13 protein-coding genes are annotated in these 13,028 nt (G+C 58.6%); all 13 read right to left on the reverse strand.

What is annotated here, in order from left to right:
* Window positions 1-32 precede the first annotated feature (32 nt).
* A complete protein-coding gene (gene atpD, locus ACZ9A3_RS23725) occupies window positions 33-1,409 on the reverse strand; it encodes a F0F1 ATP synthase subunit beta (protein WP_045199413.1) in 1,377 nt (458 codons plus the stop codon).
* A 27-nt stretch (window positions 1,410-1,436) separates the two neighbouring features.
* Window positions 1,437-2,297, reverse strand: a complete 861-nt coding sequence (gene atpG, locus ACZ9A3_RS23730) for a F0F1 ATP synthase subunit gamma (RefSeq protein ID WP_045199412.1) — start codon at window positions 2,295-2,297, stop codon at window positions 1,437-1,439.
* A 50-nt stretch (window positions 2,298-2,347) separates the two neighbouring features.
* A complete protein-coding gene (gene atpA / locus ACZ9A3_RS23735; RefSeq protein ID WP_010222735.1) occupies window positions 2,348-3,892 on the reverse strand; it encodes a F0F1 ATP synthase subunit alpha in 1,545 nt (514 codons plus the stop codon).
* A gap of 21 nt (window positions 3,893-3,913) precedes the next feature.
* Window positions 3,914-4,450, reverse strand: a complete 537-nt coding sequence (locus ACZ9A3_RS23740) for a F0F1 ATP synthase subunit delta (protein ID WP_045199409.1) — start codon at window positions 4,448-4,450, stop codon at window positions 3,914-3,916.
* 12 nt (window positions 4,451-4,462) lie between these two features.
* Window positions 4,463-4,933 carry a F0F1 ATP synthase subunit B gene (locus ACZ9A3_RS23745; RefSeq protein WP_010222733.1) on the reverse strand — a complete coding sequence of 157 codons (471 nt, stop codon included), beginning with the start codon at window positions 4,931-4,933 and terminating at the stop codon, window positions 4,463-4,465.
* Between the two features lie 57 nt (window positions 4,934-4,990).
* Window positions 4,991-5,248 carry a F0F1 ATP synthase subunit C gene (gene atpE / locus ACZ9A3_RS23750; RefSeq protein ID WP_003097235.1) on the reverse strand — a complete coding sequence of 86 codons (258 nt, stop codon included), beginning with the start codon at window positions 5,246-5,248 and terminating at the stop codon, window positions 4,991-4,993.
* A gap of 143 nt (window positions 5,249-5,391) precedes the next feature.
* The gene (gene atpB, locus ACZ9A3_RS23755; RefSeq protein WP_045199403.1) at window positions 5,392-6,261 is read right to left on the reverse strand and encodes a F0F1 ATP synthase subunit A; all 870 of its coding nucleotides are present in this window, start codon (window positions 6,259-6,261) and stop codon (window positions 5,392-5,394) included.
* A 16-nt stretch (window positions 6,262-6,277) separates the two neighbouring features.
* Window positions 6,278-6,685, reverse strand: coding sequence for a F0F1 ATP synthase subunit I (locus ACZ9A3_RS23760; protein ID WP_476253179.1), 408 nt, complete (start codon window positions 6,683-6,685; stop codon window positions 6,278-6,280).
* Window positions 6,686-6,834: 149 nt separating this feature from the next.
* A complete protein-coding gene (locus ACZ9A3_RS23765; protein ID WP_045199401.1) occupies window positions 6,835-7,707 on the reverse strand; it encodes a ParB/RepB/Spo0J family partition protein in 873 nt (290 codons plus the stop codon).
* Window positions 7,708-7,716: 9 nt separating this feature from the next.
* Window positions 7,717-8,508, reverse strand: coding sequence for a ParA family protein (locus tag ACZ9A3_RS23770; protein ID WP_010222720.1), 792 nt, complete (start codon window positions 8,506-8,508; stop codon window positions 7,717-7,719).
* 18 nt (window positions 8,509-8,526) lie between these two features.
* The gene (rsmG, locus tag ACZ9A3_RS23775) at window positions 8,527-9,171 is read right to left on the reverse strand and encodes a 16S rRNA (guanine(527)-N(7))-methyltransferase RsmG (protein ID WP_045199399.1); all 645 of its coding nucleotides are present in this window, start codon (window positions 9,169-9,171) and stop codon (window positions 8,527-8,529) included.
* Window positions 9,168-11,060 (reverse strand): tRNA uridine-5-carboxymethylaminomethyl(34) synthesis enzyme MnmG, encoded by a 1,893-nt coding sequence (gene mnmG, locus ACZ9A3_RS23780; RefSeq protein ID WP_476253180.1) that lies wholly within the window; start codon window positions 11,058-11,060, stop codon window positions 9,168-9,170. Before mnmG ends, rsmG begins: the two co-directional genes overlap by 4 nt.
* A gap of 518 nt (window positions 11,061-11,578) precedes the next feature.
* On the reverse strand, window positions 11,579-12,949 hold the full coding sequence (gene mnmE, locus ACZ9A3_RS23785; protein WP_476253181.1) for a tRNA uridine-5-carboxymethylaminomethyl(34) synthesis GTPase MnmE: 1,371 nt from the start codon (window positions 12,947-12,949) through the stop codon (window positions 11,579-11,581).
* Window positions 12,950-13,028: the final 79 nt, after the last annotated feature.

Consider the following 13,028-nt stretch of genomic DNA (forward strand, 5'->3'; position numbering starts at 1 on the left):
ACCTGATTAGCGCCCCTTGCGGGGCGCCGGGATTACAGTTTCTTGGCTTTCTCGACGGCTTCTTCGATGCTGCCGACCATGTAGAACGCTTGTTCTGGCAGGTGGTCGTAGTCACCTTTGAGGATGCCGCTGAAGCCTGCAATGGTGTCTTTCAGGGAAACGTATTTGCCTGGAGAACCGGTGAAGACTTCGGCCACGAAGAACGGCTGGGACAGGAAGCGCTGGATCTTACGAGCGCGCGATACCAGCTGCTTGTCGGCTTCGGACAGTTCGTCCATACCGAGGATGGCGATGATGTCCTTCAGCTCTTTGTAGCGCTGCAGAACATACTGAACGCCACGAGCGGTGTCGTAGTGCTCGTTGCCGATCACGTTCGGGTCCAGCTGGCGCGAAGTCGAGTCCAGTGGATCGACCGCTGGGTAGATACCCAGGGAGGCGATGTCACGGGACAGTACGACGGTAGCGTCCAAGTGGGCGAAGGTGGTCGCTGGCGACGGGTCGGTCAGGTCGTCCGCAGGTACGTATACGGCCTGGATCGAGGTGATCGAACCTTCCTTGGTCGAAGTGATACGCTCTTGCAGAACGCCCATCTCTTCAGCCAGGGTCGGCTGGTAACCTACTGCCGAAGGCATACGGCCCAGCAGTGCGGATACTTCGGTACCGGCCAGGGTGTAACGATAGATGTTGTCGACGAACAGCAGAACGTCGTTACCTTCGTCACGGAACTTCTCAGCCATGGTCAGGCCGGTCAGCGCTACGCGCAGACGGTTTCCTGGTGGCTCGTTCATCTGACCGTAGACCAGCGCTACCTTGTCGAGAACGTTGGAGTCCTTCATCTCGTGGTAGAAGTCGTTACCCTCACGAGTACGCTCACCCACACCGGCGAACACGGAATAACCGCTGTGCTCGATGGCGATGTTACGGATCAGTTCCATCATGTTTACGGTTTTGCCTACACCGGCACCACCGAACAGACCGACTTTACCACCCTTGGCGAACGGGCAAACCAGGTCGATAACCTTGATGCCGGTTTCCAGCAGGTCGTTGCCGCCTGCCTGGTCAGCGAACGAAGGAGCGTCGCGGTGGATACCCCAGCGCTCTTCTTCACCAATCGGGCCAGCTTCGTCGATCGGGTTACCCAGTACGTCCATGATCCGGCCCAGGGTCGCTTTACCGACTGGTACGGAGATGGCTGCGCCGGTGTCTGTAACGTCCAGACCGCGCTTCAAGCCTTCGGTCGAGCCCATCGCAATGGTACGAACCACGCCGTCGCCCAGCTGCTGCTGAACTTCCAGGGTGGTTTCCGCGCCTACTACTTTCAGCGCGTTGTAAACACTCGGCACGGCGTCACGTGGGAATTCCACGTCGATGACGGCGCCGATGATTTGAACGATACGTCCGCTACTCATAGCTGGATCCTCTGAATATTTGAACCGTTAAACCGCGGCAGCGCCGCCGACGATTTCCGAGATCTCTTGGGTGATCGCAGCCTGACGCGCCTTGTTGTAGATCAGCTGCAATTCGCTGATCAGGTCACCGGCGTTGTCGGTGGCGTTCTTCATCGCGATCATCCGGGCAGCTTGTTCAGCTGCGTTGTTCTCGACCACCGCCTGGTAGACCTGCGACTCCACGTAACGCACCATCAGGCCGTCCAGCAGCTCTTTGGCGTCAGGTTCGTAGAGGTAGTCCCAGTGGTGCTTGAGTTCTTGATCCGGGGTTGCAACCAACGGAATCAACTGCTCGACCGTTGGGGTTTGCGTCATGGTATTGACGAACTTGTTCGATACCACGGACAGACGATCGATACGACCATCCAGGTAAGCGTCCAGCATGACCTTGACGCTGCCGATCAGATCATTGATCGACGGCTCTTCGCCCAGGTGGCTGATCGCTGCAACGACGTTACCGCCGAAGCTGCGGAAAAACGCCGCACCCTTGCTGCCAACCACGCAAAGATCGATCTCGATACCTTGCTCGCGGTTGACCGCCATGTCCTTGACCAGGGCCTTGAACAGGTTGGTGTTCAAGCCACCGCACAGACCACGGTCACTGCTCACGACGACATAACCGACGCGCTTTACTTCGCGTTCGATCATGAAGGGGTGGCGGTATTCCGGGTTGGCGTTGGCCAGATGACCGATAACCTGGCGGATACGCTCCGCGTAAGGACGGCTAGCAGCCATGCGCATTTGTGCCTTGCGCATTTTACTGACCGCCACTTTTTCCATGGCGCTGGTAATTTTTTGCGTGCTTTTGATGCTCGCAATCTTACTGCGAATCTCTTTTGCGCCTGCCATGTAACACCTATCAGGTTAGCAAGCGGGGGCCGCAAAGCCCCCGCTGCGGCTTACCAGGTTTGGGTGGCCTTGAACTTCTCGATACCGGCTTTGATGCCAGCGTCGATTTCGTCGTTGAAGTCACCCTTCACGTTGATCTTCGCCATCAGTTCGGCGTGATCACGGTTGAAGTAAGCGATCAGTGCTTGTTCGAAGCTACCGATCTTGGCGATTTCAACGTCGGTCAGGAACCCACGCTCAGCGGCATACAGCGACAGCGCCATGTCCGCGATGGACATTGGAGCGTATTGCTTCTGCTTCATCAGCTCGGTAACACGTTGACCGTGTTCGAGTTGCTTACGGGTGGCTTCGTCCAGGTCAGAAGCGAACTGGGCGAATGCCGCCAGTTCACGGTACTGAGCCAGAGCGGTACGGATACCACCGGAGAGCTTCTTGATGATCTTGGTCTGAGCGGCACCACCCACACGGGATACCGAAACACCGGCGTTCACTGCAGGGCGGATGCCCGAGTTGAACATGGCCGATTCCAGGAAGATCTGACCGTCGGTGATGGAAATCACGTTGGTCGGAACGAACGCGGAAACGTCGCCAGCCTGGGTTTCGATGATCGGCAGTGCGGTCAGGGAACCGGTCTTGCCAGTTACAGCACCGTTGGTGAACTTCTCGACGTACTCTTCGGAAACGCGCGATGCACGCTCCAGCAGACGGGAGTGGAGATAGAACACGTCACCTGGGTACGCTTCACGTCCTGGTGGACGGCGCAGCAGCAGGGAGATCTGACGGTAGGCAACGGCCTGCTTGGACAGGTCATCGTATACGATCAGCGCGTCTTCACCGCGGTCACGGAAGAACTCGCCCATGGTGCAACCGGCGTATGGCGCCAGGAATTGCAGTGCGGCGGATTCCGAAGCACTGGCAACCACCACGATGGTGTTGGCCAGGGCGCCGTTTTCTTCCAGCTTGCGAACGATGTTGGCAACGGTGGAACGCTTCTGGCCGACAGCAACATAAACACAGAAAATACCGGAGTCTTTCTGGTTGATGATGGCGTCGATCGCCATGGCGGTCTTACCGATCTGACGGTCACCGATGATCAGCTCGCGCTGGCCACGGCCGACCGGGATCATGGCGTCGACGGATTTGTAGCCAGTCTGTACAGGCTGGTCTACCGACTTACGCCAGATCACGCCCGGAGCAACTTTCTCGACCGCGTCGGTCTCGGTGTTGCCCAGTGGGCCTTTGCCGTCGATTGGGTTGCCCAGTGCGTCAACAACGCGACCCAGCAGTTCCTTACCAACTGGAACTTCGAGGATGCGGCCGGTGCACTTGGCGCTCATGCCTTCAGCGAGGGTGTCGTAGGCGCCCAGGATTACCGCACCAACGGAGTCTTGCTCCAGGTTGAGGGCCATACCGAACACGCCACCTGGAAACTCGATCATTTCGCCGTACATGACGTCGGCCAGACCGTGAATCCGCACGATACCGTCAGAAACGCTGACGACGGTACCCTCGTTGCGGGCTTGGGAGGTCACGTCGAGTTTCTCGATGCGACCCTTGATGATTTCACTAATTTCGGAAGGATTGAGTTGCTGCATTGCTCTGCTGCCCCTTCAAACTCAAGATTTCAATGCTTCGGCCAGTTTCGCGATTTTGCCGCGAACCGAGCCATCGATTACCAGGTCGCCGGCGCGGATCACGACACCACCGATAAGGGAGGCGTCCTCCGTCGCATGCAGGCGCACTTCCCGGCTGAGCCGTGCACTGAGAACCTTGGCGAGTTTGTCTTGCTGTTCTTGGTCCAACGCAAAAGCACTAGTGACTTCCACGTCCACGGATTTCTCTTGTTCAGCCTTGTACAGGTCGAACAAAGCCGAAATCTCCGGCAACAGCAGGAGACGGTCGTTTTCCGCGGCAACATGAATGAAATTCTGTGCCTGTGCATCGAACTTGTCACCGCACACGTCAATAAACGTGGCGGCCTTTTCTGCGCTCGTCAGTCGCGGGGCCTTGAGCAGGCGCTGCATCGTGTCGTCTTCCGACACTGCAGCAGCCAGGCCGAGCATGGCTGACCAATTGGCCAGTTGCTGATGGGCCTGGGCGTGCTCAAAGGCCGCCTTAGCGTAAGGTCGGGCCAACGTGGTCAGTTCTGCCATGATCGCCCTCGCTTAAATTTCAGCGGCCAGTTTATTAACCAGCTCCGCATGCGCGTTTTGATCGATTGTGGCGCCAAGGATCTTTTCAGCACCGCCGACAGCCAGCAGACCCACTTGGGCACGCAGGGCGTCTTTGACACCGTTAATTTCCTGTTCGATCTCGGCCTGAGCCTGAGCCTTCACACGGTCAGCTTCGACGCGGGCCTGATCACGGGCTTCCTCGACGATCTGAGCACCGCGCTTCTTGGCTTGCTCAATGATTTCGGCTGCCTGAGCTTTCGCTTCGCGCAGTTGCTGACCCGCTTTGTCTTGGGCCAACTCCAGGTCGCGAGCTGCTCGGTTGGCAGCGTCCAGTCCATCCGCGATCTTCTTCTGACGTTCTTGCAATGCCGCGATGACCGGAGGCCACACGAACTTCATGCAGAACAGCACAAAAATGAAGAACGCAACGGACTGACCAATCAGGGTTGCATTAATGTTCACGCCAACACCTCGCTCGTTCTTTGTCCATCACACCAAACCACTCGAGAATTCGAGTGATTAGCCGGCGATTTGACCAACGAAGGGATTAGCGAAGGTGAAGAACAGAGCGATACCAACACCGATCATGGTTACGGCGTCGAGCAGACCGGCAACGATGAACATTTTAACTTGCAACATTGGAACCATCTCTGGCTGACGAGCAGCGCCTTCCAGGAACTTGCCGCCCAGCAGGCCGAAACCAATGGCGGTACCCAGAGCACCCAGGCCGATCAGCAGAGCAACAGCGATAGCGGTAAGACCAACTACAGTTTCCATCTTTCCTCCCGACTTTTACGTCGTATTGGTTAGGTTTTTTAGTTTGAAGCGGTAAAACAAAATCGTTTGGTACAGCTGCCCTTGCGGACTTTTTCGACCCTCCCCCGTGCTGGCGGAAGGGTCATCAGACACGCCAGGCGGTCTTAATGGTTATCTTCGTGAGCCATCGAAAGGTAGACGATGGTAAGCATCATGAAGATGAACGCTTGCAGGGTGATGATCAGGATGTGGAACACAGCCCACGCCCACTGCAGCACCACGCCCAGGCCGCTGAGCCAGAGCAGGCCGCTGCCGAACATCACGGCAATCAGGATGAACACCAGCTCGCCGGCATACATGTTGCCGAACAGACGCAGGGCCAGCGAGATTGGCTTGGCAATCAGGGTGACGAATTCGAGCAGGAAGTTGACCGGAATCAGCAGGATCTGAACGAAGATGTTCTTGCTGCCGAACGGGTGCAGGGTCAGTTCGCCGAGGAAGCCGCCGATGCCCTTGACCTTGATGCTGTAGAAAATGATCAGGGCGAACACGCTGAAGGCCATGGCCAGGGTCGCGTTCGGGTCGGTGGTCGAAACGGCACGGAACGGAATGTGCGGATCACCGGAGATCAGGATGGCCAGCTGTGGAATCCAGTCGACCGGGATCAGGTCGACGGCGTTCATCAGGAAGACCCAGACGAAAATGGTCAGCGCCAGTGGGGCGATCACCGGGCTGCGGCCGTGGAAGCTGTCCTTGACGCTGCCGTCGACGAACTCAACCAGCACTTCTACGAAGTTCTGCAGGCCGCCAGGCTGGCCGGAAGTCGCCTTCTTGGCTGCCATGCGGAACAGGAATACGAACAGCAGACCCAGTGCGACCGACCAACCCAGGGTGTCCAGGTGGAAAGCCCAGAAGCCCATTGCCTTGGCTTCTGCTGCGGAATGGGCAAAGCCCCAACCGCCGTCTGGTAGTTGACCGAAGGTCAGGTTCTGCAAGTGGTGCTGGATATAGCCCGAAGCGGTTTCTGCTGCCATGGTTGCCTCAAACGCCCTAAGGTCTCGAAAGTCTTATATTCATCAGCAGGGGCGCGAACCAGCTGACCAACTGGGTCAGCAGAAAGACACCGAAGACTGCTAACGGCGCCAATGGCTTCACTCCTGCAAACGTCAGTGCAAAAAGCACTGCCGTCAAAATCAATTTGCCTGCCTCGCCAGCGTAGAACGACTTGACGATGGCCTGCGCTGCCCTGGCTCCGGTATACCGAAAAGCCTTCCAGGCGAAATACACATTCGGCAGCCAGGCAATCAGCCCTCCGCAGAGTGCCGAATATCCACTGACCGCCCCGTGCCACTGCCACAACGCCAAAGTTGCCAGCAGAAACACGACACATTGAGCCAACAGTACCGGAAAAACCGCCCAGCGATGGAAAGGCAAGCGGTTTGGCGTGCGGATTTCCATCACAACTGCTCCTCGAAAGTCGACCAACCAGTCAGCTATGACTTGGCATAATTTGTGCCGACAAAATGCGCGCAGAGTATAGGGGCGGTTTAACCCCTATTCAACTGCCGGGTAGTGATTTCCGACTGCGCGCTACAAAAGGAATTGTTTCAGCGGATGTGAGCAAGGACACCTTGCAACTCATCTAGTGAGTTGTAACGGATAACTAACTGGCCCTTGCCCTTGTTGCCGTGGCGAATCTGTACGGCCGAGCCCAGACGCTCTGCCAGACGCTGTTCAAGGCGGGTGATATCCGGGTCCGGCTTGGCAGGTTCTGCAGCCTCAGGCTTACCGTTGAGCCACTGGCGAACCAGTGCTTCGGTCTGGCGTACGGTCAGGCCGCGTGCGACAACGTGACGCGCCCCGTCGACCTGCTGTTCATCCGGCAATCCGAGCAATGCCCGGGCGTGACCCATCTCCAGGTCGCCGTGGGACAGCATGGTCTTGATCACTTCCGGCAACGAGATCAGGCGCAGCAAGTTGGCCACGGTGACCCGCGACTTGCCCACGGCATCGGCGACCTGTTGCTGGGTCAGCTGGAACTCCTGCTGCAGGCGCTGCAGGGCGATGGCCTCTTCCACCGGGTTGAGGTCTTCGCGCTGGATGTTCTCGATCAGGGCCATGGCGATAGCCGCTTCATCGGGCACATCGCGGACCATGGCCGGAATGGTGTCCATGCCGGCCTGCTGGCTCGCGCGCCAGCGGCGTTCACCGGCGATGATCTCGAATTTGTTGTCGGCGATCGGGCGCACCACGATCGGCTGCATCACGCCCTGGCTCTTGATCGAGTGGGCGAGTTCTTCCAGTGCCTGCGGGTCCATGTCCCGGCGCGGCTGGTACTTGCCGCGCTGGATCAGGTCGAGCGGCAGGTGTTGCAGTTCCTTTTGGTCGACCTGGACAGCCTGCTCTTCGAGCGCGCTGACGGTCGGACCACTGAGCAGTGCATCCAACCCACGTCCGAGACCCCGTTTCTTAACGGCCATGCGGATTCCTTAAGTTGTCTGTGCAGTGCGGGTTTGACGACGTTGGCGACGAACCAGTTCCCCGGCCAGGGCCAGGTACGCCAGGGCGCCACGCGATTGCTTGTCGTAGGCCAGGGCCGGCATGCCGAAGCTCGGAGCCTCGGCCAGGCGGATGTTGCGTGGAATCACGGTGTCGTACAGCTGGTCGCCGAAGTGTTCCTTGAGCTGCGCGGACACATCGTTGATCAGGCTCAGGCGCGGGTCGTACATGGTCCGCAGCAGGCCTTCGACCTTGAGCTGCGGGTTCAGACGCTCGCCGATCCGCTTGATGTTATCCACAAGGTCGCTCAAGCCTTCCAGGGCAAAGTATTCACATTGCATCGGAATGATCACGCCATCGGCAGCGACCAGGGCGTTGAGGGTCAGCATCGACAGCGACGGCGGGCAGTCGATCAGGATGTAGTCGTAATTCTCGCGGATCGGCGCCAGCGCGGTGCGCAGGCGGCTCTCCTTCATCTGCATTTCCAGCAGAACCACTTCGGCAGCGGTCAGGTCGCGGTTGGCCGGCAGCAGTTGATAGCCGCCGTGCTCGGAGAAGTGCATGGCCTGGGCCAGGTCGCATTCGCCGATCAACAGGTCATAGACCGAATGTTCCAGGACGTGTTTATCCACACCGCTACCCATGGTGGCGTTGCCCTGTGGATCGAGATCGATCAGCAGCACGCGGCGCTTGGTTGCCACCAGCGATGCTGCGAGATTGATACAGGTGGTGGTTTTGCCCACACCACCTTTCTGGTTCGCGATAGCGAATACCTTAGCCATTCTTGCTTGTGTTCCCAATCATGCCGTGCGGCGCAGTATCAGCAGATGGCGTTGGCCTTGGCAACCCGGAACGGTCAAGGCCTGCTCGCTATCCACTCTGAAATCTGCCGGCAATGCTACCAGCTCATCGGCAGGATGCAGCCCTTTCATTGCCAGCCACTGCGTCTGGGCGTCGCCGAGGTGGCGCGTCCAGTTGGTGAAGTTCTCCATGCTGCTGAAAGCACGGGAAACAATTCCGGTGAAAGGCAGCTCCGGTTGGAACTCCTCGACCCGCTTGTGGATAACTGTGAGGTTATCCAGTTTGAGCTCCAGCTTTACCTGGGTCAGGAAGCGGGTTTTCTTGCCGTTGCTGTCGAGCACCGTGACTTGCTTGTGCGGATGCAGGATAGCCAATGGAATGCCCGGCATGCCACCGCCGCTGCCGACATCCAGCCAGCGCTCGCTGTGGATAAACGGCATGACGCTGAGGCTGTCGAGCAGATGGCGGGACACCATTTCGTCCGGATTGCGCACGGCGGTCAGGTTGTAGGCCTTGTTCCACTTGATCAGCAAGGCCAGGTAGGCCAGCAGTTGTGCATGCTGGGCCTCGCTCAGCTCGACACCGAGCTGGCGGGCGCCTGTGGACAACTCTTCGGCGTGTTGAGGGGTGACCTGAGAACTCAAGCGCTTTGCTCCAACTCGCGGCCTGCGCCGCGTTTTTTCAGATGAATCAGCAACAGGGAAATCGCCGCCGGGGTCACGCCGGGGATACGCGAAGCCTGGCCCAGGGTCTCGGGCCGGGTCTGGCCGAGCTTGCCCTGGATTTCCTTGGACAACCCGGAAATACCGCTGTAGTCGATATCGTCGGGCAGGCGGGTGTCTTCGCTGGCGCGCAGCCGGGCGATTTCTTCCTGTTGCCGGTCGATGTAGCCGGCGTATTTGGTTTTGATCTCGACCTGTTCGGCCACTTGCGGGTCAATATCCGAGCCGCCGGTGACTTCCATCAGCCCGGCGTAATCGATTTCCGGACGGGTCAGCAGGTTGAGCAGGTTGTATTCATGGCTCAACGGCGTGCCAAATTTTTCGGCAATGGCCTGGCCTTGCGCGGTGTCCGGGCGTACCCAGGTGGACTTCAGGCGCTGCTCTTCCAGGGCAATGCCTTCGCGCTTGGCGCTGAATGCGGCCCAGCGCGCATCATCGACCAGGCCCAGCTCGCGGCCTTTTTCGGTCAGGCGCAGGTCGGCGTTGTCTTCGCGCAGGATAAGCCGGTACTCGGCCCGCGAAGTGAACATACGGTAGGGCTCCTGGGTACCCAGGGTAATCAGGTCGTCGACCAGCACACCGATGTACGCCTCGTCGCGACGCGGGCACCAGCTTTCACGGCCCTGGGCGCGCAACGCGGCGTTGGTCCCGGCAAGCAAACCCTGGGCGCCGGCTTCTTCGTAACCGGTGGTGCCGTTGATCTGGCCAGCAAAGAACAGGCCGCCGATGACCTTGGTTTCCAGGCTGTACTTGAGATCACGCGGATCGAAGTAGTCGTACTCGATGGCATAGCCCGGGCGCACGATGTGGGCGTTTTCCATGCCGCGGATCGAACGCACGATCTGCAACTGCACATCGAACGGCAAGGATGTGGATATCCCGTTCGGGTACAGCTCGTGGGTGTTCAGGCCTTCCGGCTCGATGAACACCTGGTGGCTTTCCTTGTCGGCAAAGCGGTGGATCTTGTCTTCGATCGACGGGCAATAGCGCGGGCCGATGCCTTCGATGACGCCGGAGTACATCGGCGAACGATCGAGGTTCGAGGCAATGATCTCGTGGGTACGGGCGTTGGTATGGGTAATCCAGCAGCTGACCTGAAGCGGGTGCTGTTCCTTGGAGCCCATGAACGACATCACCGGAATCGGCGTATCCCCCGGTTGCTCGGTCATGACCGAGAAATCCACCGAGCGACCATCGATGCGTGGCGGCGTGCCGGTTTTCAGCCGGCCAACACGCAGCGGCAATTCCCGCAGGCGGCGCGCCAGGGCAATCGAGGGTGGATCGCCGGCACGGCCACCGGAGTAATTCTGCAAACCGATGTGGATAAGTCCGCCGAGGAAGGTGCCGGTGGTCAATACCACGGAGTCGGCGAGAAAACGCAGACCCATTTGTGTCACCACGCCGCGTACCTGGTCCTGCTCGACGATCAGGTCGTCGCACGACTGCTGGAATATCCACAGGTTGGGCTGGTTCTCGAGAATCTCGCGCACCACCGATTTGTAGATGGCGCGGTCGGCCTGGGCGCGAGTAGCGCGCACTGCCGGGCCTTTGCGGTTGTTCAACACACGGAACTGGATACCGCTCTTGTCAGTGGCCAGTGCCATGGCACCGCCGAGCGCATCGATTTCCTTGACCAGGTGGCTCTTGCCGATGCCACCGATGGCTGGGTTGCAACTCATATGACCGAGGGTTTCCACGTTGTGGGTCAGCAGCAGGGTTTTTACACCCATGCGTGCAGACGCAAGCGCAGCCTCGGTACCGGCATGGCCGCCGCCGATGACGATCACTTCAAAACGGGAAGGGAAATCCACCACGCACCTCGTGCCTGTTTCGGGAATAGATAGGGATAACGCACAAGTATAGGGACTTACCCCCCTCTAAAGGAACCTTTTGCACAAAATTTAACCAGGCTGTGGATGAATGGCGTGCAATAGAAATTAAAAGAGAGAAATTTATTAAAGCTTTGTTTTTATGTTTATTCTTAGTCAGCCACCTTTCTGTGGATAAGGTTCTACAGGCCTTTATTTATCTTATGTACAGAGATTCAAAACCCTGTGGTCTACCGGGCATGAGCGTTCTGGATAAGCGCTTTAAGCCTGTGGATTAAATGGCCAGTTACCCACAAGCGCAGTTATCTCCAGCTTTGAAGGCCAGTTATCAACGGAGCTGAAGGTGGGTTTTCCACAGGGCTTATTTCAGAGAATTGTGGATAGACACGCAGGAGTGAGTACAGCGCGAGCACTGTGGCTGTACTGACCAGGAGAGAGGATTGGTGAAAATTTGATGCTACAGCCGGGTCCGTTGCAGACCCGGCTGTGGATAACGACCTTTACTTGCCGATGCAGAAGCTGGAGAAGATTCGCCCGAGCAAGTCATCGGAGCTGAAAGCCCCGGTAATTTCACCCAAAGCCTGTTGTGCCTGGCGTAGATCCTCTGCCAGCAGCTCACCCGCACCGGCCAGGGTCAACTGCGCACGACCGTGCTCCAGGTGCGCGCTAGCCTGGCGCAATGCCTCCAGATGGCGCCTGCGGGCGCTGAAGCTGCTTTCGGCAGTCTGTTCATAACCCATGCAGGCCTTCAGGTGCTCGCGCAGCAGCTCCAAGCCCATGTCGCTGTCCTTGGCACTGAGGGTAATGGTGACGTGGCCATCTTCGCTCTGCTCCATGGCAATGGCTTCGCCGCTCAGGTCAGCCTTGTTGCGAATCAGCGTGACCTTGGCCGGATCCGTACGCAGATCGAGGAATTCCGGCCACAGGGCAAACGGATCACTGGCTTCCGGCGCTGTGGAATCCACCACCAGCAACACCCGGTCGGCTTCGTTGATGGCCTTGAGGGCGCGCTGCACACCGATCTTTTCCACATGATCGTCGGTGTCGCGCAACCCGGCGGTGTCGACCACATGCAGCGGCATACCGTCGATGTGGATATGTTCGCGCAGGATGTCCCGGGTGGTACCGGCGATATCGGTGACAATCGCTGCCTCGCGACCCGCCAGTACGTTAAGCAGGCTCGACTTGCCGGCATTCGGCCGGCCGGCAATCACCACTGTCATGCCGTCACGCAGCAAGGCGCCCTGCCCGGCTTCACGCTGCACTGTGGATAAATTATTGCGCACGTCATCGAGCATGCTCAGCACATGACCGTCGGCAAGAAAGTCGATTTCTTCCTCGGGGAAGTCGATCGCAGCTTCCACGTAGATGCGCAGGCTGATCAATTTCTCCGTGAGGTTATCCACACGACGGGAAAATTCGCCCTGCAGCGAGCGCAAGGCATTACGCGCCGCCTGTGTAGAACTGGCTTCGATCAGGTCGGCGATTGCCTCGGCCTGGGCCAGGTCGAGTTTGTCATTGAGGAACGCACGCTCGCTGAATTCACCCGGGCGCGCCAGGCGGCAACCCAGTTGTACACAGCGCTGCAGGAGCATATCGAGCACCACCGGGCCGCCGTGGCCCTGCAGCTCCAGCACGTCTTCACCGGTGAAAGAGTTGGGCCCGGGAAAAAACAGCGCGATGCCTTCATCCAGCACCAGGCCATCTTCCGCGCGGAACGGGCCGTAATGGGCGTGCCGCGGTGTTAGCGGTTTTCCACAGATGGCCAGCCCGGCTTGTTTGGCCAGAGGCCCGGATAGCCGCACGATCCCCACACCCCCACGTCCCTGGGCGGTAGCGATGGCGGCAATGGTTTCACGCACAGTGTTCATGCTCGAAGGCCTCACGACAAAAACGACAGATAGCAAAACGCCCCACGAGGGGGCGTTTATCCACAGGTTAGCTGGCTAA

The sequence above is a fragment of the Pseudomonas sp. TE4620 genome, assembly GCF_056279045.1.